Source organism: Pseudomonas sp. S1(2024) (genome assembly GCF_046557535.1).
This window is the reverse complement of sequence record NZ_JBKGFP010000081.1, coordinates 1-23,220: the sequence shown is the minus strand read 5'-3', so window position 1 is coordinate 23,220 and position 23,220 is coordinate 1. Positions and strand designations below refer to the sequence as shown.

19 protein-coding genes are annotated in these 23,220 nt (G+C 58.0%); 8 read left to right on the top strand and 11 right to left on the bottom strand.

The window, feature by feature from the left end:
• Positions 1 to 43 precede the first annotated feature (43 nt).
• The 5 genes from catA (at position 44) to ACLCGK_RS22135 (ending at position 6,289) form a co-directional block, all read left to right on the top strand.
• On the top strand, positions 44 to 979 hold the full coding sequence (gene catA, locus ACLCGK_RS22155) for a catechol 1,2-dioxygenase (protein WP_410952923.1): 936 nt from the start codon (positions 44 to 46) through the stop codon (positions 977 to 979).
• Between the two features lie 195 nt (positions 980 to 1,174).
• Entirely contained in the window at positions 1,175 to 2,461 is a 1,287-nt protein-coding gene (gene salA, locus ACLCGK_RS22150; protein ID WP_410952922.1) for a salicylate 1-monooxygenase, read from the top strand.
• A gap of 209 nt (positions 2,462 to 2,670) precedes the next feature.
• The gene (locus ACLCGK_RS22145) at positions 2,671 to 3,435 is read left to right on the top strand and encodes an SDR family NAD(P)-dependent oxidoreductase (protein WP_063977235.1); all 765 of its coding nucleotides are present in this window, start codon (positions 2,671 to 2,673) and stop codon (positions 3,433 to 3,435) included.
• 178 nt (positions 3,436 to 3,613) lie between these two features.
• Positions 3,614 to 4,561, top strand: coding sequence for a transporter (locus ACLCGK_RS22140; protein ID WP_410952988.1), 948 nt, complete (start codon positions 3,614 to 3,616; stop codon positions 4,559 to 4,561).
• Positions 4,562 to 4,645: 84 nt separating this feature from the next.
• Positions 4,646 to 6,289, top strand: a complete 1,644-nt coding sequence (locus ACLCGK_RS22135; protein ID WP_410952921.1) for an acetolactate synthase large subunit — start codon at positions 4,646 to 4,648, stop codon at positions 6,287 to 6,289.
• A 257-nt stretch (positions 6,290 to 6,546) separates the two neighbouring features.
• Here the strand turns inward: ACLCGK_RS22135 and ACLCGK_RS22130 are convergent, their stop codons facing one another.
• The 8 genes from ACLCGK_RS22130 to ACLCGK_RS22095 form a co-directional block, all read right to left on the bottom strand.
• Positions 6,547 to 7,170, bottom strand: coding sequence for an RraA family protein (locus ACLCGK_RS22130; RefSeq protein ID WP_410952920.1), 624 nt, complete (start codon positions 7,168 to 7,170; stop codon positions 6,547 to 6,549).
• Positions 7,167 to 7,556 carry a RidA family protein gene (locus ACLCGK_RS22125; protein ID WP_410952919.1) on the bottom strand — a complete coding sequence of 130 codons (390 nt, stop codon included), beginning with the start codon at positions 7,554 to 7,556 and terminating at the stop codon, positions 7,167 to 7,169. Before ACLCGK_RS22125 ends, ACLCGK_RS22130 begins: the two co-directional genes overlap by 4 nt.
• Positions 7,557 to 7,614: 58 nt before the next feature.
• Positions 7,615 to 8,922 (bottom strand): OprD family porin, encoded by a 1,308-nt coding sequence (locus ACLCGK_RS22120; RefSeq protein WP_410952918.1) that lies wholly within the window; start codon positions 8,920 to 8,922, stop codon positions 7,615 to 7,617.
• 73 nt (positions 8,923 to 8,995) lie between these two features.
• Complete coding sequence (locus ACLCGK_RS22115; protein WP_038409459.1) at positions 8,996 to 10,321, bottom strand: MFS transporter; 1,326 nt, start codon at positions 10,319 to 10,321, stop codon at positions 8,996 to 8,998.
• A gap of 138 nt (positions 10,322 to 10,459) precedes the next feature.
• Positions 10,460 to 11,686 (bottom strand): Zn-dependent hydrolase, encoded by a 1,227-nt coding sequence (locus ACLCGK_RS22110; RefSeq protein WP_410952917.1) that lies wholly within the window; start codon positions 11,684 to 11,686, stop codon positions 10,460 to 10,462.
• Between the two features lie 28 nt (positions 11,687 to 11,714).
• A complete protein-coding gene (locus ACLCGK_RS22105) occupies positions 11,715 to 12,644 on the bottom strand; it encodes a 2-hydroxyacid dehydrogenase (protein ID WP_410952916.1) in 930 nt (309 codons plus the stop codon).
• Positions 12,641 to 13,396, bottom strand: coding sequence for a class II aldolase/adducin family protein (locus ACLCGK_RS22100; RefSeq protein ID WP_058603579.1), 756 nt, complete (start codon positions 13,394 to 13,396; stop codon positions 12,641 to 12,643). Before ACLCGK_RS22100 ends, ACLCGK_RS22105 begins: the two co-directional genes overlap by 4 nt.
• 13 nt (positions 13,397 to 13,409) lie before the next feature.
• Positions 13,410 to 14,705, bottom strand: a complete 1,296-nt coding sequence (locus ACLCGK_RS22095) for an MFS transporter (protein WP_410952915.1) — start codon at positions 14,703 to 14,705, stop codon at positions 13,410 to 13,412.
• Between the two features lie 156 nt (positions 14,706 to 14,861).
• On the opposite strand from ACLCGK_RS22095, the gene ACLCGK_RS22090 reads away from it, so the two are divergent.
• From ACLCGK_RS22090 to ACLCGK_RS22080, 3 genes are all read left to right on the top strand, one after another.
• Positions 14,862 to 15,839, top strand: a complete 978-nt coding sequence (locus tag ACLCGK_RS22090) for a LysR family transcriptional regulator (RefSeq protein WP_410952914.1) — start codon at positions 14,862 to 14,864, stop codon at positions 15,837 to 15,839.
• Positions 15,840 to 16,226: 387 nt separating this feature from the next.
• Positions 16,227 to 16,877 (top strand): hypothetical protein, encoded by a 651-nt coding sequence (locus ACLCGK_RS22085; protein WP_410952913.1) that lies wholly within the window; start codon positions 16,227 to 16,229, stop codon positions 16,875 to 16,877.
• A gap of 7 nt (positions 16,878 to 16,884) precedes the next feature.
• Positions 16,885 to 18,024 carry an ImmA/IrrE family metallo-endopeptidase gene (locus tag ACLCGK_RS22080; RefSeq protein WP_410952912.1) on the top strand — a complete coding sequence of 380 codons (1,140 nt, stop codon included), beginning with the start codon at positions 16,885 to 16,887 and terminating at the stop codon, positions 18,022 to 18,024.
• Positions 18,025 to 18,405: 381 nt separating this feature from the next.
• On the opposite strand, the gene gmtX is transcribed toward ACLCGK_RS22080, so the two are convergent.
• The 3 genes from gmtX to gmtY are packed head-to-tail and all read right to left on the bottom strand — an operon-like array spanning position 18,406 to position 23,079.
• Positions 18,406 to 19,065 (bottom strand): gamma-mobile-trio protein GmtX, encoded by a 660-nt coding sequence (gene gmtX, locus ACLCGK_RS22075; protein ID WP_410950740.1) that lies wholly within the window; start codon positions 19,063 to 19,065, stop codon positions 18,406 to 18,408.
• A complete protein-coding gene (locus ACLCGK_RS22070) occupies positions 19,040 to 21,631 on the bottom strand; it encodes a VPA1269 family protein (protein ID WP_410950741.1) in 2,592 nt (863 codons plus the stop codon). Before ACLCGK_RS22070 ends, gmtX begins: the two co-directional genes overlap by 26 nt.
• A complete protein-coding gene (gene gmtY, locus ACLCGK_RS22065; RefSeq protein WP_410950742.1) occupies positions 21,628 to 23,079 on the bottom strand; it encodes a gamma-mobile-trio recombinase GmtY in 1,452 nt (483 codons plus the stop codon). Before gmtY ends, ACLCGK_RS22070 begins: the two co-directional genes overlap by 4 nt.
• Positions 23,080 to 23,220 lie beyond the last annotated feature (141 nt).

Below are 23,220 nucleotides of genomic sequence, written 5' to 3'. Positions count from 1 at the left end.
CGCTTACTGTTGTGAATCACAAGAACAAAATAAGGATCAGATCATGACTGTCAAAATTTCCCAAACCGCCCAGTTGCAAGCATTCTTCCAGCAGGCAGCGGGGCTGGACAACGATCAGGGTAACCCCCGCGTCAAACAAATCATGCTGCGTATTTTGCAGGACAGCGCACGCCTGATTGAAGACCTCGAGATCACCGATGACGAATTCTGGAGCGCCGTCGATTACCTCAACCGCCTGGGCGGCCGTGGAGAGGCCGCGCTGCTGATTGCCGGCCTGGGCATCGAGCATTTCCTGGACTTGCTAAACGATGCCCGGGATGAGCAGGTCGGCCATGCCGGCGGCACCCCGCGCACCATCGAGGGCCCCCTGTACGTCGCCGGCGCCCCGCTGTGCCAGGGCGAGGCACGCATGGATGATGGTACCGAAGACGGCGTTGCCACCACCTTGTTCATCGAAGGTCAGGTCATTGACCTGCAAGGCAAGCCTATTGCCGGGGCAATCGTTGACCTCTGGCAAGCCAATACCAAGGGTAACTACTCGTACTTTGACAAGTCGCAGTCTGCTTTCAATCTTCGCCGCCGCATCGTGACCGATGCCGAAGGCCGTTACCGTGCCCGCAGCATCGTACCGTCGGGCTATGGTTGTGATCCGCAGGGCCCCACTCAGGAGTGCCTTGACTTGCTCGGGCGTCACGGGCAGCGACCAGCGCACATCCACTACTTCATCTCGGCACCGGGCTTCCGTCATCTGACAACGCAAATCAATCTGTCAGGGGACAAGTATTTGTGGGATGACTTTGCCTATGCCACGCGGGAGGGGCTGATCGGAGAGGTGCGTTTCATCGAAAACGCCGGCTTGGCTGCCGAAAGAGGCATCGAGGGGCGTTTTGCTGAACTGTCCTTTGACTTCCAACTGCAACCTGCGGCGGGCGCTGCCGAAGAGCAGCGTAGCTTGCGACCACGCGCGTTGCAGGCGTAATAGGGCGGCATGAGGGGGCAATCATCCTGGTTGTTGCCCCTCCAACCATCAATTGCCTTCGCTCGATGCCAATCGGCCTGTTGTGAATATTCACACCCGTGATGGAGATTATATAGGTCACTGCATTTATAAATAACTCCGCAACAGCAATCATCTGGGAGCTCCAATAACAATCATTCCCAGGGGTAATTTGCTATGCGTGACTCATCTTCTGCCATGCGTGTTTCGATTATCGGTGGTGGTATTGCGGGTGTCGCCCTCGCGCTCAACCTTTGCCGACATACTCACCTGAACGTTCAATTGTTTGAAGCCGCCCCCGCATTTGGCGAAGTGGGTGCTGGCGTTTCGTTTGGCGCCAACGCGGTCCGAGCAATCGCAGGTTTAGGTATTGCCGGGCCTTACCGAAAGATCGCTGATTGCACACCAGCGCCATGGCAAGACATCTGGTTTGAATGGCGCCTTGGCAGCGATGCCCACTATTTGGGTAACAGCATTGCAGAGGGGGTTGGCCAGTCTTCGGTCCATCGTGCTGATTTTCTGGATGCGCTGGCCAGCCAGCTGCCATCGGGTATCGCTCAGTTTGGAAAGCGTGCGCAACAGGTGGTTCAGAATGAGGAGGGGGTTCGCGTTACGTTTTCCGATGGTAGTGAGCATTGCTGTGATTTGTTGATCGGCGCCGACGGCATCAAGTCATCGATTCGTGACCATGTGCTACAGGGCTTGCAGCAGCCCTTGGTTTCACCCCGGTTCAGTGGTACTTGCGCCTACCGCGGCCTCATCGACAGCCAGCAGTTACGCAGCGCCTACCGGGCGCGTGGGGTTGATGAACACCTACTGAATGTGCCGCAGATGTACCTCGGTCTGGATGGTCATATCCTCACATTCCCTGTCAAACAGGGGAGGCTGATCAATGTGGTCGCATTCACCTCCAATCGTACCCAACCCAATCCAACCTGGCCGAAGGATGAGCCTTGGGTCAGGACTGCAAATCAGGCAGAAATGCTGCAGGCATTTGCGGGCTGGGGGGACGCCGCACGCATCCTGTTGGAATGTATTGCGACCCCATCGTTATGGGCACTGCATGACCTCCCAGAGCTGCCAAGTTACACGTATGGCCGCGTGGCCGTGATCGGCGACGCGGCACATGCAATGCTGCCGCATCAAGGTGCGGGTGCTGGTCAAGGCCTAGAAGACGCCTGGCTACTCGCGCGCCTGCTTGCCTACCCACAAGTGGTCAACAAGCAGCCTGAAGCCGTGCTGGAGGCATACGACGCCGTACGCCGCCCACGCGCCTGCCGTGCACAAAGAACGTCGTGGGAGGCGGGCGAGCTTTATGAGTTTCGTAACCCTGGTGTACTAGATAATCAGCAAATGTTGGGCAAAGAGCTGAGCGAGCGATTTGACTGGCTATGGCAGCACGATATGCACGTAGATCTTCTTGAGGCTATGAAAATCCTCGGCTTGCACGTTCAGGCAGCGTGAGATCTGAAGGGCGCGGGCCAAGGTATAAGTCCACTCGATACCACCTCAGCCCCGATGATTATTGTTGCTCACACGCAACAGTCTTTGGTGATTTGCTCGACTAGTCACCCAAGTGAGCAAGTCCCTAAAGTTTGCTTAATTATCGACTCCACAGTCTTATTTTAGATGTTGCGCTTGGAAATGTTCATATAACAACAAGGAACACCGACATGAGCGATCGTTTGAAAGGCAAGGTCTGCATCATTACTGGTACCGGTGGCTCAATGGGCCGCGCCGCTGCCCTTATGTTTGCTCGGCAGGGCGCCAAGGTAGTGGGCTGCGATGTGTATCCGGAATCTGCCGAAGAGACAGTTGAGATGGTCAAGGGGGAGGGCGGCGATATGGTTTCCCTCAGCCGTTGCGACCTGACTGACCCAGCCAGTTGTGCCAAGCTGGTTGATCTCGCTGTATCGACATATGGCCGTGTGGACGTGCTGTTCAACAACGCTGCAATGGCCTATTTCGGATGGGTTGATCAGATCTCCGATGAGGACTGGCACCGCACCATTGATCAGGAAGTTAATCTGGTCTTTCACATGGTGCGGGCCGCCTGGCCTGAACTGATCAAGTCGCCGGGTGCGTCGATCATCAACACAGCCTCTGTGTCCGCTTGGTCCACTTACAAACTGCTGCCCGGGATTGCTCATTCGGCAGCGAAAGGTGCCGTGCTGTCGATGACTCGTCAGCTGGCGCTGGAGGGGCGAACCCACGGGCTACGGGCTAACAGCATTTCACCCGGCCTGATCGAGTCCAAGCAGACCATCCCGCTGTTGAAAGATCCCGTGTGGGCCGAGACCATGGTAGGTAAGGTCATGCTGGGGCGCATGGGAAAACCTGAAGAAGTCGCTGCCACGGCGCTATTCCTCGCTTCGGATGAAAGCTCATTCATCACCGGTACGGATATCCGCGTAGACGGCGGTACTACTGCCTGGTAGCGCTCAACCATCATGGCCGCGGCATCCTCCACTATGGCGAGGGTGTCGCGGGCAACTAAAGCATTCCCCCAAATCCGAGCAAGTGACCTGGTGCCAGGAGGAACACTGCTGTCTGAAATGATGCACCTACGACATGAATCTTCGTAATTACAACAACAATCCATACGAGATCATCTTTATGCTGCGTGCCCCTGCGTTGCTGATCGGCAACCGTTTCCCTGTTTTTTGTGCAGCCGCCACCCTGTTATTGAATACGTTCGCTCAAGCGACTGAGTATAACGGTACTGCGTACCCATTAGGACTGGACACGGTGCTCGCCGGCCGAATGCCACCTCCAGGGCTGACAACCTTTCTTTACAGTTCTGCGTACAAGGCAACAGAACTGAAAGATGCAAATGGTCATGAACAGTCGGGTGTCGAGGACTTCAGCATCAGTTACGAGGCGCTCGCCGTATGCCTTGATTATGTGTACAGCGACTACACCTTGTTCGGTGCAACACTGGCCAGCCGAGCAGCGCAACCTTACATCAGTGGCCAAGTGAGTTGGTACACGAACACGCCTCAGGGCCGGGTGCGCTATAGCGGCAAAAGCGCGGGGCTTGCCAACCTCGCCTTTACCCCACTTTTTATGGGCTGGAGCTCGCCACGTGTTCACCAAATGCTCGGGGTGGATGTCTACGCCCCCACGGGCTCGTATGACAAAGACCGACTATTCAATCCCGGGACGAATGTGTGGTCGTACTCGCCTTGGTACTCAATCACAGCCAACCCCATTGATGAACTCGAGATCAGTGCAAAGATGCTGTACATGATCAATGAGAACAACCGTGAGACGGATTACCGATCTGGAAAAGAAGTCAACATCGACTACCACCTTGGCTACAGCGTAAATGAGCACTGGCAGGTGGGTTTGAGTGGCTATCTGTACAAACAGGTCAGCGATGACGAGCAGCATGGTGAATCGGTTGGAGAGAACGGTAACCGCGGTCAGGTCGCTGCATTTGGCCCTGTGGTGAAATATCAGACTGCAGAATTCGGAGTCGTCCTGAAGTGGCAACATGAAGCGCTGGTGGAAAACAGAGCACAGGGGGAGCGCATTTGGTTGCAGGCCGTTTTGTTGTTCTAAGGCGCCAGAAGCCTGGGTCAATCTAGGGGGACTGCCGTTCCTCGTCCGTTTAATTCCGCAACAATCTCAGAGAGTAGAAGTGATATGACCAAGGCCGCCGATGTCGTTGTGCAATGCCTGGAAAACGAAGGTGTCGAGTATGTGTTCGGCATTCCTGGTGAGGAAAACCTCGACCTGCTGGAGTCCCTGCGCAAGTCGAAGATCAAGCTGGTACTGACCCGCCACGAGCAGTCCGCGGGCTTCATGGCCGCCACCTATGGCCGCCTGACCGGCAAGACCGGCGTCAGCCTGTCGACCCTGGGCCCTGGCGCGACCAACCTGGTGACTGCCAGTGCCTACGCCTATCTCGGCGGCATGCCGATGATGATGATTACCGGCCAGAAGCCGATCAAGAAGTCCAAGCAGGGCCGCTTCCAGATCATCGACGTGTGCGGCATGATGGCCCCCATCACCAAGTACACTCACCAGTTCGCCTCGGCCGACAACATCCCGGCGCGCATGCGTGAAGCGTTCCGCCTGGCTGAAGAAGAAAAACCGGGCGCCGTTCACCTGGAATTGCCAGAGGACATCGCGGCTGAACAGACCGACAGTTTGCCGATTCCACCAAGCCTGCACCGGCGACCGCTGGCAGAACACAAGGCCGTCGAGGCAGCGGTTGAGAAACTGCAGAATGCTCGCAGCCCAATTCTGGTGATCGGCGCCGGCGCCAACCGCAAGATGACCGCCAAGGTCCTCAAGCAGCTGATCGACAAGACCGGCATCCCGTTCATCACCACCCAGATGGGTAAAGGTGTGGTCGACGAGCGCCACCCGCGCTTCCTGGGCAACGCTGCGCTGTCGTCGGGTGACTTCGTTCACCGCGCCGTCGAAGCGGCCGACCTGATCATCAACATCGGCCACGACGTGATCGAGAAGCCGCCGTTCTTCATGGTCCGTGGCGGCACCGAAGTCATCCACATCAACTTCCGCTCCGCCGAAGTCGATGCCGTGTACTTCCCGCAGGTTGAAGTGATCGGCGACATCGCCAACGCCGTGTGGCAGATCAGCGAAGCGCTGAACGACACGTCGCACTGGGACTTCACCCGCCTGATGGCCATCCGTGAAGCCAACGAAGCACAGATCGCCGAAGGTGGTGACGACAACCGCTTCCCGGTCTACCCACAGCGCCTGGTTGCCGACATCCGTCGCGTGCTGCCGTCCGAAGGCATCGTTGCCCTGGACAACGGCATCTACAAGATCTGGTTCGCCCGTAACTACAAGGCGCACAAACCGAACACCGTGTTGCTGGACAACGCCCTGGCGACCATGGGCGCCGGCCTGCCATCGGCGATGGCGGCGCACCTGGTGCACCCGGACCGCCCGGTGATTTCGGTGTGTGGTGACGGCGGCTTCATGATGAACAGCCAGGAGCTGGAAACGGCTGTACGTCTGGGCATGCACATCACCGTGGTGATCCTGCGTGACGACGGCTACGGCATGATCCGCTGGAAGCAGGCCAACATGGGCTTCACCGATTTCGGCCTGGACTACGGCAACCCGGACTTCGTCAAATACGCCGAAGCTTACGGTGCCAATGGTTACCGAGTTGACAGTGCTGATGCTTTGCTGCCGCTGCTGGATCACTGCATTGCCAACCCCGGTGTGCACGTGATCGACTGCCCGGTCGACTACAGCGAAAACGACCGTATCCTTAATGGGGAATTGCGTGAGCGTTCACTGGCTGTATAACGTGGTTCACCTTTGTTGAGGTAGCTAGAGCGTGGGGGCGCGGGGGGCGCCTCCCATTCCCCGTCACTCCGGGTAGAGTGGTTCGAGCCGATTTCTCACACGTTCAACAGCCACCTACGCCGAGAAGAGCCGCAGGTGTTTCTACTAACGCCTCGGGTAGCGCCTTAGTGGCGATTTTTGCTCTATGGCTTGTAGCGCCTAAAGGTGACCGGCAGGTTTCCCAATCACCTATTTACGAGCAGCGTCACTCGGTTGAGCTAGCCGTTTCCGATACTCGTAGCTAACACCTCGTAGAGCGGTTCGCCATTGCGCAGGCGCCCCAGTAAATTAGGTTCAGTGAGGTCGGAATGCAGCGCTTTGTCTATTACTGTTGCCAACTCTCGCGCTGACAAGATGAGCACACCGTTGTCATCGGCCAGGACATAATCGCCGGGATGGACTTCAACCCCCGCGCAGTTCACGGGTACGTTTACCTGACTCGTTTGGCCGCCGATCAGCTTGGTAGTCAGCTGAGTGGTGCCACGAGCGAACACCGGCAACTGGCAGGTACGCAGTTCGTTGATGTCGGTGACTAAGCCGTCGACGATGATGCCGGCGGCACCCGCGCAGCGAGCCGCAAACTGCGTGACCGCACCCACGCAAGCGTGGGCATGGTCACCCGTCATGTCGATCACCAGGGCGTCTCCTGGCTGCAGGGCGATCAGGGCGCGGTTGACAGCGATGGCATCTGGCTCGGCCAGGCGAAGCGTCACGGCGCGCCCAACAACGCGACCGCCCGGCACCATTGCGCGGACTTCATGGCTGACGAACCCGCGCTCGAGGAAGTGGCCCAGCGTGGCGAAGCTCACCTCCCGTAGTTTTGCGATCAGGTCGTCGTTCAATGCCCGCGCTCCATGTCGATCAGCTCGGCCACACAGTCGATTTCCAAGCTCACGCCCCACAACTGCACGCAGACGGTTGTACGTGCGGGTGGTGCATGGCCAAGGATTTCCTTGTACACCTCGTTGAAGGGCACCAGTTGATCGGGGTCTGTCAGGTAGGCGTTCACCTTGACGATGTGGGAAAGGCTGGAGCCCGCCGCTTCGAGGATCGCGGCAAGGTTGGAGAAGGTCTGCTTGACCTGGTCTTTGAAATTGTCGGGCTGTTCTTCCAGGCTGCCCAGCGATGGGATTTGGCCGGCGGTGAACACCAAGTGGCCGCTGACCACGGCTTGGGAGTAGGGGCCCACTGGGCTAATGGTGCCAGGGGCGCTGTGTATGCGTTTCATTGAGAGCTCCTTGAAGCGAAGATGTGCCGCTGGCTCGCCGGCAGCACGTGGTCAGAGATCAGAAGAGCGCCAGGGTGTAGCTGACGATGAGTCGGTTCTGCTCTTGGTTGGGGTCGATTTCGGAGTGCAGCAATCCATGGCGCCAAGCCAGGCCGAGGCCTTTTAGCGCACCGTCCTGGATGACATAGTCCAGGCCCACATCCCGTTCCCACTCGGACGCGTCATTGCCGCTGGTGGTGCGGATGTCTTCACCCTTCAGGTACATCAGGGAGAATTTCAGGCCAGGTACGCCGGCAGCGGCGAAGTCATAGCTGTACTGGGCAAACGCGGTACGCTCGCCCGCTCGGTTGAAGCTCGCGAGCATCCGGTCGGTGTAGAGGTAGACACTGGCACCACCTGCGCCCTTGCCGCTGAGGGAGCCCTGGTTCGGCTGGACGAAGTTGCTTCCATCCGACACCTCCTGATAGCCGGCCATGAGCGCGTGGCCCTGGACGTAATAGGTCAGCGCGGCGCTCCAGGTATGGTTATCGATCTTGCCGTCACCGTCCTCGGTGTAGCCGCCCACGCGGTATCCACTTGCGCGACCAGCAGCAGAGTCGTTGGCTCCATCGGCGAAGGTGCGGAAGTAGCGCAGATCAGTTCGCAGCGATTGCCCTTCGGAGAGTGGAAGCGTGTGGGTGAGACCGACGAAGTGCTGGGTGTAATAGTCCTCGAGGTTGGCAACGTAGTATTGCGCCGTGAGTTGTTTGCCGATCCGGTAGTCGCCACCCGCGAAGAGGAACTGGTCGCTCTCACGGGTGCCGCCAGCTACGGCCAATCCAGTACGGTCACTGGAGGCACGACCCGTAGCACGATTGAGGCGCCCGCCGGTAAGGGTCAGGCCATCCAGGTCGGTTGAGGTGATCTGGGCCCCCTCGAACGTTTGGGGCAGCAGGCGACCATCGTTGTAGGTCAGCACCGGCAGCTTGGGCATCAGCGTGCCGTATCGCAGTTCGGTGTTGGCGACTTTCAGCTTGGGTGTCAGGCCCAGGCGGCTCCACTGTCGGGCCGCGCCACTGCCGTCGTCGGGGATCATGCTGCTGCCCCGGTGGCGACCGTCGCCGCTATCCAGTGTCACGCCCATCAAGCCCAGGGCATCCACGCCGCCCCCAATTGGCCCTTCGGTGTAGCCGGATTTGAAGTCGAGCACGAAGGCCTGGGCCCACTCTTCGGTTTTGCTTTGGCCGAGGCTACCGGCTTGGTCGCGAAAGTCGTTGTTGAAGTAAAAATTGCGCAGGCCAAGGTTCGCATGGCTGTCGCCCACCAGATCGGCTTGAGCGAAAGGGGACAAGGCGAAAACGCCTGCACTCATCAGGTATTTTTTCATCTGGAAACTCTTCAAACAGAAGTAGGAAACACTCGCCTGGTTGGCGAGAGAAACTCGGGGGTACAGCACGGAATTACTGCCGTGCTTGGTCGATATCCCGTTTGAAGGTCTCAGTGAGTAGCAGCAGCGCGATCAGAGAAACAACGGCTGAGCCGATCATGTACCAGGCAATTGATGAGCCTTTGCCAGTCCACGACAGCAATGCGGTGGTAACCAGAGGCGTTGCGGCGCTTCCGAGCAGGCCGGAAAGCATGTAGCTGATCGACAGGCCCGAGTAACGAACTCGAGTGCCGAACAACTCCGCGAGGAATGTGGCAATGGGGCCGTAGTTGGCCGCGAATGCCGTCATCATCAGCATGTAACCGGCGAACGCCAGCCCGAGAACTTTGGAATCCATCAGCCAGAACATCGGGAAGGCCACGAGTGCCTCGGCGATGATCCCGCCGATGATGATCGGCTTGCGGCCAACCTTGTCGGAGAGGGCGCCGAAGAACGGCAGCATGGCGATACAGGCAGCGCAGGAAACCAGAACAACCGTGAGCATTTCGCCACGTGTGAAGCCCAAGGTCTGGGTGCCGTAGGTCAGGCCGAAGGCCACGATGAGATTGTAGGAGGTGCCAGTAGACATAGTTGCCACACCACCCAGGACTACCTGCTTCCAGTATTTACGGAACACTTCGAACAGCGGCACTTTGACTTGGGTGCCTTTGTTCTCCACTGCTTTGAACGACGGCGTTTCATGGATGTTGAGGCGGATGTACAAGCCCAGTCCGATCAGCAGAACGCTGAGCAGGAACGGCACACGCCAACCCCAATCCAGCAGCTGCTCGTTGGTCAGCGTGGTGGCGAACATCAGGAACACGAGGTTGGCCAGCATCGTCCCCGCCGGTACGCCGATTTGAACCCACGAGCCGTAGAGTCCGCGTTGATGCTTTGGCGCATGTTCCACCGCCATCAACACGGCGCCGCCCCATTCTCCGCCCAGAGCCAGGCCCTGGATGATGCGCAGTGTCAGCAACATGATCGGCGCCCAGATGCCCACCGATTCATAGCTCGGCAACAGGCCGATGGCGAAGGTGGCCGCACCCATGGTCAGCAGCGAGATGAGCAGCATCGACTTTCGGCCCAGGCGGTCACCGAAGTGACCGAAGAGAGCGGCGCCGATCATCCGGGCGCCGTAGGCTGAAGCAAAGGTGCCGAAAGCGAGGAGGGTGCCTACCAGGGGATCAAAGCCTGGGAAGAAGATCTTGTTGAATACAAGGGCCGAGGCCGTGGCGAAGAGGAACAGGTCATACCACTCAACGGTGGTGCCGATCACACTGGCGACCGCGACTTTTTTCATGTCGGCGGTGCGTTGTGGTTGCGCACTGGCAACCTCGGTGTACGCAGGGCTGGTCATTGCCATTTTCTCCCGAAAGATGGGTTCTGGTTGTTATTGGCAGCTGAAGGTGGAGCGGCTATTTCTTGTTTTTGGGCAAAGCGTTCCCGTGGCCCAGCTTTCTTGAATTGGCTGGGCGCCTGGGTGGATCTGGTTAAGTCAGCGTCTGTCGGCGCGGGTCAGCACGGCGTTGAGCAGTACGTCGCAGCCCATGGTCACGTCGTTGGGCAAGGCGTCTTCGGCTTCGTTATGGCTCAGACCGCCGACGCAGGGGATGAACACCATGGTGGTTGGGCAGTGACGGGCCAGGTGAATGGCGTCATGGCCGGCGCCGCTGACGATTGGCTGGTACGGGTAGCCCAGGCCTTCGATGGCTTTGCGTACTGCATCGATGCAGGCCGGGTCGAAAGGCGTGGCCGGGCTCAGCCAGTGACGGTTGATCTGGACTTCCAAGCCACGCTTGGTGGCGATTTGGTCGATGAGTGCACGGGCGCTGGCTTCCATGTCTGCGATGGCGGCATCTTCGTGGTGGCGAAGATCGAGGGTAAACGCCACGTGGCCAGGGATGGTGTTGCGGGAAGAGCGGGCGATCTGCAATTGGCCAACGGTAACGAGACCTTTGGGCGCGAAGTCGCGTGACAGTTGTTCCAGTGCGGTGATCATTTCCCCTACGCCGAACAAAGAGTCGCGGCGCAGAGGCATTGGCGTGGTGCCTGCGTGAGCGGCCTGACCACTGATCTCGATGTCCAGCCAGCAGATCGCTTGCCCACCCGTGACCAACCCTACGGGCAGGCCGGCGTCCTCAAGGATTGGGCCTTGTTCGATGTGTGCTTCGAAGTACGCGTCGAACTCACGGCCCAGAGGTAGCTCACCTGCGTAGCCGGTTTGCTCCAACGCTTCGGCAACGCTGACGCCTTCAGTATCGCGGCTGGACAGCGCTTGCTCGAGGGGCAGCTCGCCCGTGAACACCGCCGATCCGAGCATGGCAGGAGTGAAACGAGCGCCTTCTTCGTTCGTCCAGACCGCGATTTCCAATGGGCGCTCGAGCTGCAGGCCTTTGTCCTGAAGGCTACGTACCACTTCCAGGCCGGCAAGTACGCCGTAGATGCCATCGAAGCGACCGCCCTTCGGCTGGGTGTCCAAATGGCTGCCCATGACCACAGGGGGCAGGGCGTCATTGCGACCTGGCAGGCGTGCGAATAGGTTGCCGATGGCATCAACATGGATGCTCATTCCGGCCTCGCGGCACCAGCTTGCGAACAGCTCGCGTCCGTCTCGGTCTTCTTTCGACAGTGCCAAGCGGCAGTTGCCGCCTTTGGCGGTTGGGCCGACCTTGGCCATGTCCATGAGGCTGTCCCACAGCCGTGTGCCATTGCATGTATGCATGATGTGAATCCTCAAACAGGCGGTGGGATCAGTATCCGAGCGCGGGGTCTACTTGGTTCAGGAGTGGTTCAGCACAGGCCAGACGCCGAGCGTTCTCGGCAACTTGCTGGGCGATACAGTCGTGGGAAGCGCATGAGGCCATGTGGGGTGTGACGACGATTCCCGGCGTGTTCCAGAGGCGGCTGTCCAATGGCAGCGGCTCTTTCTCGAACACATCGAGAAGCGCACCGCGCAGTCGGCCACTGTTGACGGCGTTGACCAGGTCATCCACCTGCAGGTGCTGCCCGCGTCCGCAGTTGATCACTGCCGCGTTTGGCGCCAAGGCTTCAAAGGTCTTCTGGCAGAGGATGCCGCGAGTGGCATCGGTCAAAGGCAGCAGGTTGATCAACAGGTCGAGGCCATCCAGGAACTGATCGAACTCCGCTGGGCCCGAGAATGTGCGCACGCCGCTCAGCTGCCTGGCACTCCTCGTCCAACCTCGGACAGCATATCCAGCCTCGGCCAACTCGCCCGCAATAGCCCCTCCAAGGGAGCCGAGCCCCATGACGCCGATGCGGTATTCACTAGCGAGGCGTTGAGGGTGACGTTGCCATACCGGTTGCTGCTGTTGGGCAAGTGCTCGGTCGAAGTCCCGGTGGTAGTGGATGACCGCCCAGCGAACATACTCCGCCATGCCTTGGCGGTGAGCTGGGTCTACGACTCTACACACTGGCAATGCTGGCTGGCTCGGGTCGTTGGCCAGGTGATCGACACCTGCAGCCACCGAGTGGATCAGCTTCAGGTTGGGTAATGCGCTGAGGCTGCCTACGGGAGGGAACCAGCATGCGGCTACCTGAGCCTCCTGGGCTGCGGGGTCGTTGGCCAGCACCACACGTAGCTGGGGAGCACTGCGAGCGAAGGCAGACTGCAGTTGGCCCAGAAGTGCCTGGTCGGTTGAAAGCAGTACCAGCGGTTTCATGAGCAGTACGACTCGCGTTGGTGTTCGATCAAGGTCAGGGCGGCGTTCCAGCTCAGGCTGATGATTTGCGCTGACTCGTCGCGTTGGAACTGCGCGGCGGTGTGGCGGCAGACTTCTTCGCTGGGGTAGATGAGCTTGCTGCCGCCGGCCAATGCCTGTACTTGCGCCTGGCAGGCGCGCTCCAGGAAGTGAATCTCGTGGAAGGCCTCGGCAACACTGGCTCCGCCGGCCAGCAGGCCGTGGTTTCGCAGGATCATTGCTTTGTGCGTGCCGAGGTCGGCGATGAGGCGCTCGCGTTCATCCAGAGACAGGGCGATGCCTTCGTACTGGTGGTAGGCCAGCTTGCCGTAGAACTTCAGCGCGTGCTGGCTGATCGGCAGCAACCCGTGCTCCTGAGCCGAGACGGCGATGCCGGCTGCGGTGTGGGTGTGGATCACGCAGTGCATGTCCGGTCGTGCCATGTGGATCGCCGAATGGATCACGAAGCCAGCCGCGTTCACCCGGCGCTCGCCATTGGCCTGGTCGACCACATTGCCATGTTGGTCGATGCGTACCAGATCACTGGCGCGCATCCGGTCGAAGATCACGCCGTATTGGTTGATCAGGAAGTGATGCTCAGGCCCAGGAATACGCAGGGTGATGTGGGTGTCGATCAAATCGGTCATGCGGAAGTGCGCAACCATCCGGTACAGCGCGGCCAGTTCGCAGCGTGCCTGCCATTCGACATCGCTAATGTTGTGCGGCTTGCTCATAAAAACTCCTGATTTAACGAGCGATGGCGGGGGTGGGTTGCTGCTGCTCGCCACGCAGGCGAGAGAGGCCACAGACGCCGATCAAGGAAAGCGTGGAGAGCGCGGTGAAGAACACGGCGAGTGGCAGCCACTGGCCGGCGAAGCGGTCGGCCAGCAAAGTGCCGATGATCGGCGTGCTGCCCCCGGCGATAGCGCAAATCAACTGGTAGGCCAGAGAGATCCCGGAGTAGCGCAGGTGAGCAGGGAAGGCCTGCGTCATGTAGCCGGCGATCACCGCATACAGTGCCGAGAGCGTGACCACTGCCATGGCGATGCCGGCTGTCATCAACACCAGATTCTGGGTGCCGACCAGCATGAACATGGGGTAAGGCACAGCCATGCACAGCAGAGCTACCAGCTTGAGGAAGCGGCCTTCACCAATGCGTTCAGCCAGCAGCGCGGCTAGGGGCTGGGTCAAGAACTGCAGGATGGTCACCAGGAAAAGGCAGTCGAGGATGGTTGCTCGAGGGATACCCTGGTAGGTGGTGACGTAGGTGATCATGAAGGTGTTCGTGAAGAAGAAGCCGGCGGAGCCGATGGTCACCGCGAGAGCGGCAAACAGGATCTGTCTCCAGCAGTCACGTACCACTTCCAGCACCGGGTATTTGACGACCTCTTGCTTGGCCTTGGCAGCCTGGAACTCAGGGCTTTCCTCGACGCCGAAGCGGATAGCCAGACCCACCAGCATCAGGACGCCACTGGCCAGGAACGGCAGACGCCAACCCCAGCTCAGGAACTCTTCGGGCTCCAAGGAAGACACCAGGCGGAATGCGATCAGCGCGAGCAGCAGGCCAGCCGGGCTGCCGAGCTGAGCGAACGAGGCGTAGAACACTTTGCGTTTGGCCGGCGCATGCTCGCTGGCCATCAGGACAGCACCACCCCACTCACCACCGACAGAGATCCCCTGGACAATTCGAAGGGCAATCAGTCCGATGGGGGCCCAGATGCCAGCAGAGGCGTAGCTGGGCAGCAGGCCAATGCCTGTGGTGGCCAGGCCCATCAGTACCATGGTGACCAGCAGCATTTTCTTGCGGCCCAGACGGTCGCCCAGATGGCCGAAGACCATGCCTGCCATCGGTCGGGCAATGAAGCCTACGGCAAAGGTGCCGAATGCCGCCAAGGTGCTGAGCAAGGGGTTGCTGCTCGGGAAGAACACCTGACCCAGTACGAGTGCAGCCGCCGTGGCGTAGATGTAGAAGTCGTAGAACTCGATGGTGGTGCCGACAAATGCGGCAGCCGCCGCACGACGCGGCTGGTTTGACGTATGCATGCAAGGCCCTTCTTAGAGTTATAGGCAGGTGGGCAGGTTTGGCTAAACCGGTCGCGCTCTGTTCGGCGCTTTCGAGATTTATCGCCTTGGGGCTATGATTAGTCAATTTGCTAATTCTTATCCGTCGTATTAGCAGCGCTACTAATGGGCCCGTTAATGAATCCGCCAACTTCAAGATCTGATGCTTTGGTCAACAAATGGGAAGGGCGTCGATTTCTGAACGACCGCCTGGACTGGAACTTGCTGCGTACCTACCTTGCGATAGGCCAGGAGGGCAGCATCAGCAGGGCTGCAGCGAGATTGCACGTGACCCAGTCAGCGGTTAGCCAGGCGCTCAGGCGTCTTGAAGAGCAACTTGGCTGTGCCCTCATTCTTCGAGGTGGCCCGCGCTTCGACCTGACGGCTGCCGGGGAGGAGGTGCTGCGTATCGCCATCGATATCTATGGCGACGTATCGCGCATCAGCGCAGCGGTGGAGAAGGAAAGTGATGACGTAGTAGGCAAGGTGCGACTGCTGAGCGTGAGTCGTGTGCAGTCACAGATCTATGACGATTTTCTGGGTGATTTCCATGAGGCGCATCCCCGTGTGGAGCTGGAAATTGATGTCATGCGTAGTGCCGACATAATCAGTTCTTTGCTCCAAAAAACGGCCACTGCCGGTGTTGGCTTGTGTCGCATTCCACAGCCTAAACTGGAACAGCGCCTATTGCTCACCCAGCGTTATGCGTTCTTCTGTGGCGTGCGGCATCGCTTGTTCGGGCGCAGCGATGTGACGCTAGAGTCTCTACGTGGGGAGAATTTCGTGAGCTTTGTCAGCGACCAGTTGGGGGGCAACCTATCACCTCTTGCGGTATTCCGTGACCAGCATGGGTTCACTGGGCGCATAGTCGCTTCCTCACCTAGCGTAGAGGAGGTTCAGAGGCTGGTTTGTGCAGGGTTTGGAGTGGGCTGCATGCCTGAGCACCTCCTCCATGATGATGTGGAAAAAGGGCTGTTGTGGCGGCTGCCGCCGGCTGAAGGTATCGTCAACGCGGACTTGCACTTGCTCTGGAATAGGGACCAGAGGATGACCATGGCAGAGACAGTATTCCTGGAAAGTTTCCAGCACTGTCTCGCTCAGGCCTTGCTCGCCTGATGTGCTCGACTTGGTGAGGTATTGATGTCGGCATGTAGGGGCAATGCTAGGCAGGTATAGGCTGAAGCGCAGGTCAAAGCCGCTCGACCCTTTACATTGACGTCACTTCTGGCAACGACGTTTCCCGCCGAAGCTCATGGTAGCGAGTGAGCTGCCACAATCGATGGGAGTAGCGTTGTCGAAGCAGTGGGTGAAGCAACGGGGAGGCGTTAAGTGAGCTGGACGTACAGACCTTGGTTTTGGTGAAGGCGGCGCTGAGATGGTGGTACTGGCTAGCAGCGCTACTTTAGCAGTCTGCAGAACAGCTGCTTGCAGTGCAGGACTTCTTGTTTTTATCCCTCAAAAGAGGGAGGATAACCGGAAGCGCGTCCCCTGGAGGAAGTTGGCATGCAGGTTTGTCAGGTTTACGAAGATATTGTCGAAGTGGCTGACCGTCTCGGCCAGTTACGCATGCCAGCCGAGGCGATCGCTGAAGCTGTCTATCAAGGCCACTTGCACCGGGTCAGGCTGACCCCCAATCATCCGGGGATTTTCCCAGGTATGGAAATGTGGGGCTGGATAGTGAGCTCGCTGCGTGATCAGTTGCGCCCGTTCGGTTGGATGGCTCACGAGAATGCCAATTACCCCCTGACCGTGCACCCGGATCTTTTGCTTGCTCTCAGCGTCGCCTCGGCTGACGCTGGGGTAGGGAATCCATCGTGCACGCCCACCAATCGCTCCAAAAAGGGCAAGAGCACCGTCGATGCGGTCCAGCAGAACCGCCAATTGGACATGTTTGCCGAGTTGATCCCGCAGTTGAGCGGCCCCCACGGGACTGACGGACACGAAACCTGGATTCTGCTACATCACACGGACACGGTAAAAAATGAAATTCGTCTGGAGCTGTCCCGTCCAGCGAGTATTGGCCGCGGCGGGAAAATTACTGCCTGGTTTGAACGCATCCTGTTGTCTCCCATTGACCTGAATGATGATTTCACTGCCCTCTCGACGCCGAGCGGTGCTGACATCGAAATTGACATCCGCCGTAAGAACGCCTGATTTCTGTATGTTTAACTCCCTGCGGTTTGCGCTTGCCCGACGGCGGCGCGGTATGAAAAAACGGGAGCTGGCCTCCCGTATCGGTGTGACGGAGCGCTCTGTATCGAGCTATGAAAGTGGCACACAAGAACCTGAAGCTACCACGATGACGCGGATTGCTCAGGCACTGGGTTTCCCTGAAGCGTTCTTTTTCGGCGACGATCCGGAACTACCCACCCCTGACGTGGCCAGCTTTCGCTCGCTGTCGAAAATGTCAGCCGGCCTGCGTGACAGTGCGTTAGGCGCCGGGGCGATTGCCCTTTTGCTCAACGACTGGCTGGAATCACGCTTCGATCTTCCACCGGTAGATGTACCTGACTTGGGCAGCGAGCGCGGCGCACAGACCTTCGTGGATGGAGTGGCGGGAGCCGATCAAACCCCGGAAGTCGCTGCCGAAATGTTGCGGGCGCAGTGGCAGCTCGGCGAGCAGCCGATTAAAAATCTCATTCTATTACTGGAATCGAAGGGCATCAGGGTCTACTCCTTGGCCATCGACGCCAAGGAGGTCGACGCGTTCTCCATGTGGAGCGGAGGGCGACCGTTCATGTTCCTCAACACCTATAAGTCAGCGGAACGATGCCGGTTTGATGCGGCGCATGAATTGGGCCACCTGGTTATGCACCAGCACGCCCATCCCCAGGGCCCCGATTTGGAGCGCGAAGCCAACGCATTCGCGTCGGCATTTCTGATGCCGCGCGCAAGCGTACTGGCAAGTGCACCGCGCTCGATCACCTTGAACAGCTTGATCAAGTTCAAGCGGGTATGGGCCGTCTCGGTTGCCGCATTGAACTATCGCTTGCACAGCCTGGGCCTCAGCTCTGATTGGACCTATCGAACCTTGTGCATTCAGATTGCCCAGGAAGGCTACCGCACCAATGAGCCACAGCCGATGCAACATGAGCGCTCGGTGGTTTTGGAAAAGATTTTCGGGGCGTTACGGGCCGAAGGGCTGAGCAAATCGGCTGTGGCCGCGCAGCTGGCCATTCCGCCTGAGGAGATCAACGAGTTGACCTTTGGCCTGATGCTGAATGTCTTGAAGGGGCAGGGCGGCGATGCCGACGTCTCGCGCCCGCCTTCCGCGGCCCACTTGCGTCTAGTCAAAGGGTAACCGCAGCGGTCGTTAGGTAAGTACGGTTCGACCTGTTGAGGAACATGCCCCTTAGGTCGACGGCTGCCGCAACACGCGAGTACTCCGGCGTGACGCTGACCACTATGGATCTATCACCCATCGGCGAACGTGGCAGGGCTGCGCTGGAACAGAGCGAAGGTAGGGAGAGCGTGTTGGCTCTAGTTGGCTCTAGATTGATTTGAAAGGGATGTGCCGTGGAGTAAATCTAACTTATAACTCGACTAAATGAGTACAGATAAGATCACCTACTGTACTAAGATGATCGTGGGCCATTAACCATGGGGGCTACAGCCGCGAGGGATGGTTAGTATATGTACTATGTCTATGTACTACAAGCCATCTCCACGCAGCTGTGTCAGATCATTCGATTTCTTTCAGAATTTTCCGAATTGCAGGCACGTACCCATGCTTATAGATCTCACCTGAATCGCCTTTCACCTGGCCCGCCCTGGTCACCATCCAGCCTTGCCTATCGAAGAAATCGTCCGATACCGCCGCTCTGAGGGCTGTGATCTCCATGTCACTAAGAACCCCTGTCAATGAGGGCAAAAGCTGAACTGACTCCCTCTCTTGAGGTATCTCGACCACATTTGGGCGGCGGTCGACAACGATGTCCTTCTGGGATTTCAGAAGGTTGAGTTCAGCCAAGTAGCGACGGCGCTCGGCCATAACCTGTGTAAACACCGCACGCAGAGCTGGATCGTCAATACGTTGAAGCAGCTCGTTGTCGCTTGGTATGCCCTGTTCCTTGGACTTCGTAGGCAGTCTCCTATCCGTGCCCACACTTGCAGCCCAGGCCTCAATCAGCTGACGGAAACGAAACCCTCCGCTGTTGCGGATCGTTGAGGCAGATGGCCCGCCAGCCGCAACGGATAGCTTGGCAATCGTGGCAATCGAGAAGTTGCGACTCTTCGTTTTCTGATGTGCCTCCAGGACGCCATGCAGCACCGTCAGGGACTTGGCTTGCTGTTTGGTGGCCTGGCTTACCAATTCTTCAAAGATGAGCTGGGGATCGATCACGGATGGCCTCCCGGACGTGTTTTGAGGTGGTTGTGATCAGATCGGATAGCTTCGCCACCGGTTGCTTCGTGAGGCGCTCCAGCGGCTCCATAGCGGCTGGTAGAAGCTGTAGGCCTTCTCCTGCCTCAAGCAGGCTGGAAACCTCACGGAATCCCTCCATTCGGTCATTGGGAGACAGCGTCAAAGCCATAGACCTCATCATCGCATTCCCGGCAATAAGCTGGAGGCGATCATCCATTCCCATCAAAATAGGTGCGTAGCCGCCCCGCATCAGAAGGTGATTCAAAGCGCGAGAGCGCTTCTCGATGGCAGGTGTGGCCCTCAGCTCATCCGTCAAATCAGCATAGATTTCAGCGTTTTCGCACAGCTGGGAGATCTGCCACAGCTCACTACTGGTCTCGATGAATGAGATGGGCTGATGAATGTCCTCCAAAGATCCCACGGCTACCAACTTCGTGGCCGAATCACCTGTGTCCCGACCCTCTTCGATTGAGACAATCTTGCTGATGATCTGGAAGCAGGAGATCAGGTCTTTCGCGTACTCGTCAGCCTCTTTGATTTGCTTCTCATAGCGTCTTTGAGCCTGTTGCAGCTCTGCTTGTAGCAGGAATGGGCGGTTTTCCTGCTCAGCAAAGTACATCTCGTCTAGCAGATCATCGCGCTGCTGCTCGATCTCAACGGCAAGCGACGAAACCTGGGAGGCTCGATAACTCAGCATGTTGAGGTGGGCCACAAGCGCTGGTAAATAACGTGCATCGGTGATGAACCAGCGGCAACGTGGGCAGTTCTCTAGGCCATGTGGGACTGGGCCATAGACAGGCCCTTTATTGCCCCGAGTTATGACCTCCCCACCGTTCCAGCATCCGCCTATGTTGCTCATTTCGTCAGATCGAGCGCTGTTTCCACCGACAAGGCACAGCCCGATGTGACGCTGCTCCCAGCCGATTGCATTGCGATTCGCCAACGCAATCTCGATTGCGCTGCCATCAATGAAGGCCGTTTTAGAGTGGATCTGACGCATGTCAGCGTCCCGAAGGAAGATCTTCAGATTTTCATCCTGCGTAGCGCTGATGCGTCCGCTTGCAACGTCCATTACCTGGGACACCATAGCCGGGGTCGGCTTCGTGTAGTGCAGCGTCATGATGATCCGAGAGTGACCTGCAATCAGCTTGGATAGCACTTGAATCGGGACGCGCCCCTCCATGGCATAACACGTCAGAAGCGAAACACGGAGGCTGTGGAGTGGGAAATCCGTTTTGATCGGCAGCACATTCAATTTGGGGTCGGGAGGCTGTACGAAACGCAACCTAGAGCCGTCAGAAAGGGTCTGGCCACGTGCGGCAACCCGATCTTCTAACGTCGAGAGCAATCGATACCACAGGTTAGGCAGTGTGTAGCCTCCCATGGGCTTGTCACGCTCTCCTGGAGGCGCCGTGGGGTCGCGGAAGAGGAAGCAGATCGAGCCCATGTCTTTCTTCTGCTCGGCAGTTTTGACACTACCGAAGTGCTTCTCTGCCAGATCAGCACAGGAGGTTGGGCCGTTAATGGGGTTGTACTTCTCTTGCCAATTCCTCAGGCGCTCCAGCCAGTACAGGACATCTTCGTTCTGCCATGGAATCGTGTAGCCTCGCTCACGAGACTCCTTGTTCTGGTCTGCCGTTTTGTTTGTGCTGACGTAGAGACCGGTCATGATTTCACCGATGTCCTGGTCGTGGATACGGCAGAAGATTCCCCGTTTCCAGGGGTTTCCCTCGCGACCTAGAGAGAACCCATGGCGATTGTTCAGAACCCAGTCGCCACCCTCATACCGCCACGTATCAGCCTCGCCAGAGTCCAGGAAACGTACCTGATAGGTACGAAGCGGCAAATGAAGCTTTACGTGAAGCGCCATCGACCGAACAGGCGACCAGATTTCGTAGCGATCATTTTTGTAGCGCCATACGCAATCCGGGTCATCCTCGTCGATAACCGACTGCTCGACCGGGAACCAATCTCCAAAATCAGAGCGCAGTTGACCGGACTGTCGCTGAGCCCACTCCCAATCGCGGAATGTACCCCTGGGCTGCGGGCACAGAATTTCGCGAAGTTCACGAAGATATGCGTAGGGCAACGGATTGTGCACGGTCTCGGTGATTACCGTCTTTTCCTTGCCCTTGGCGAACGGATTCTTGACCAGAGCCATAGGGACGCCATGGTCATTTGGCTCGCTGTAGCTGTGGATGATGATCCAGTCGAGCAGATCCACGATCCAGTTCTGGTTTTTCACGGCAGTCGCAGCGTTCATGGATGACTCCATGAGCGGCCTCAACTCTGGCAGCAAACCCTTCTCCGCGACCTGAAAGAACACGTCAGGACTAGATCCGCCTGGCACCGTCGGCAGGTAATTGGCCATGAACCAATTCATCGCGTTGATCTTCACACCAATTGAGCCGGTCTGCGTTGCAATCCAGCCGGATAGGAGTTGACGCCAGCGCTCCCAGGCTTCGCCTCGCTCCTGCACAATCCAAGTGAAGTTCGTGTCCGAAGAGCGACCGTCTCGTGATCCGCGTCGTGTTGTCTTAGTCAAAATTTCTTAACTCTGTACCTTGTTTGTGGCGATTCGAATGCTTCCAGAGTCGCTGGTAGCGCTTCGTCCCAATCGTTGAAGGGCGAAATGATCTGGCCGCTGTCGGTCAGCTCGTCGAGCCTTTCCCCTGCGGCGGTAAGCGCAGAGGAAACGTCCGCGATACCTGGTGCGGTATATCTTTTCTGCGAGTCCAGGGAGGTGTGGTGCATAGCCTTGCGGATGATCTGCGGGGGAACCTCAGCCTTCCTCAGGCGCCGACCAAAAGCGTGCCGATGGCCATGGGTGGATCGACCCTCAGGCTTCGATACGGTTTGCCCAATACGCGCCAAGGCTCGCTTGTAATTGCCGTTCAGTGCTTGAAGGGTGTATGGCTGGCCTGCGACGGATTCTTCGTAGGAAACGAAGGCGTAAGGATGGTGCCGCTCTACAGTCGCCAAGTATCGGATATGAACCTTCCAAAGCATCATGAATAGCACGCTGAAGCGTGTAGGGAACCAGTACAGTTGGATGTAGTTGTCCGCGTGGTCGACCAGTCTCGTTTTCCACCCAACACGCTTCGTGCCTTGGCGAAGGTTCCTGGCCGTTAGGGCATACTTCTCCCTCAAGTACGCTGCGCGAGTCGTGGTGCCCTTGCGGCCTCTCCAGTTGTCTGGGGCCTTGCCTTCCTCGGGATGATAGACACGAACCATGGCGCCACCCTCGATCAGAGGGTGATCTTCGACATCCACTACCCAGAGGTGCTGTGCGTCGCTCTCTCGTAAGCCCGCGCCGTGCATCATGATCAGTATCAGTTGATCTCGCACTGCGCACCTAGGATCAGGAGCGCCACCGAAGCCCTCCATGTACATCGCTTGGAAAAGCTTCTCAGGGAACGCGATGGCGTCATCATCAGCCTTGCTGAGTGCGCGCCGGCCTCGAATATTCCGCGCCTGATCGACGTTCTTCGAGAGCGCTTTGCTTTTGATGTGCCCTAGGAAATCATTGCTGTTGCGGCGGTGCCAGGCAGCGTAATTAAGCCGCTGATCATAGGTACTGGCGGTCATCAGGGGGTTCATGGCCGGAGCGTCGTACAGATCAGCCAGATAGTCTGTGAAGCCCTTGAGGACTGAGATATGACGGTCTGATGAGTTACGACTGGCTGGCACCCACCCTAAGCCAGATGGATCTAGCCCATCATCTCCGATTGTTCCCGTATAGAGACGTGAGGCAAAGGCCTGGAAGAGAGAGCGGGGGTCGGAGAAATGGTGCTGGTTGGCCTCCATGTACTCCAGCAGCAGCTTTGTGGCCTGGGTTACCGCACGCTGCCAACTAGGGCTCAGATGATGGTTGGCCAGGAGGTAGTCAATCAGCGAGGAGACCACACCGTGCTCTGTGATCAAGACAGGAATCTCGCTCTGGATTCCCGTGCCGTCAACCACCACCTTCGCTACCACCTGAACCACTGCCATCCAATGCACCCACCCAAAAAGGTGCGGATGGTACAGATAGTACACCTATAGATGTCAACACCTTGATTTTTAAGGGGAGGGTGGAGCTAGGTTTCACCCTAATCTAGTGTACTTAGTATAGTTTTAGGTGATACCAATACT

Coding starts and splice junctions, on each gene's coding strand:
- ACLCGK_RS22100 (WP_058603579.1), bottom strand. CDS start 13,396: ATGAGCAAGCCGCACAACATTAGCGATGTCGAATGGCAGGCACGCTGC.
- ACLCGK_RS22110 (WP_410952917.1), bottom strand. CDS start 11,686: ATGCATACATGCAATGGCACACGGCTGTGGGACAGCCTCATGGACATG.
- ACLCGK_RS22090 (WP_410952914.1), top strand. CDS start 14,862: ATGAATCCGCCAACTTCAAGATCTGATGCTTTGGTCAACAAATGGGAA.
- ACLCGK_RS22125 (WP_410952919.1), bottom strand. CDS start 7,556: ATGAAACGCATACACAGCGCCCCTGGCACCATTAGCCCAGTGGGCCCC.
- gmtY (WP_410950742.1), bottom strand. CDS start 23,079: ATGGCAGTGGTTCAGGTGGTAGCGAAGGTGGTGGTTGACGGCACGGGA.
- catA (WP_410952923.1), top strand. CDS start 44: ATGACTGTCAAAATTTCCCAAACCGCCCAGTTGCAAGCATTCTTCCAG.
- ACLCGK_RS22115 (WP_038409459.1), bottom strand. CDS start 10,321: ATGACCAGCCCTGCGTACACCGAGGTTGCCAGTGCGCAACCACAACGC.
- ACLCGK_RS22120 (WP_410952918.1), bottom strand. CDS start 8,922: ATGAAAAAATACCTGATGAGTGCAGGCGTTTTCGCCTTGTCCCCTTTC.
- ACLCGK_RS22080 (WP_410952912.1), top strand. CDS start 16,885: ATGTTTAACTCCCTGCGGTTTGCGCTTGCCCGACGGCGGCGCGGTATG.
- ACLCGK_RS22140 (WP_410952988.1), top strand. CDS start 3,614: ATGCTGCGTGCCCCTGCGTTGCTGATCGGCAACCGTTTCCCTGTTTTT.
- ACLCGK_RS22105 (WP_410952916.1), bottom strand. CDS start 12,644: ATGAAACCGCTGGTACTGCTTTCAACCGACCAGGCACTTCTGGGCCAA.
- salA (WP_410952922.1), top strand. CDS start 1,175: ATGCGTGACTCATCTTCTGCCATGCGTGTTTCGATTATCGGTGGTGGT.
- ACLCGK_RS22145 (WP_063977235.1), top strand. CDS start 2,671: ATGAGCGATCGTTTGAAAGGCAAGGTCTGCATCATTACTGGTACCGGT.
- ACLCGK_RS22085 (WP_410952913.1), top strand. CDS start 16,227: ATGCAGGTTTGTCAGGTTTACGAAGATATTGTCGAAGTGGCTGACCGT.
- ACLCGK_RS22135 (WP_410952921.1), top strand. CDS start 4,646: ATGACCAAGGCCGCCGATGTCGTTGTGCAATGCCTGGAAAACGAAGGT.
- ACLCGK_RS22095 (WP_410952915.1), bottom strand. CDS start 14,705: ATGCATACGTCAAACCAGCCGCGTCGTGCGGCGGCTGCCGCATTTGTC.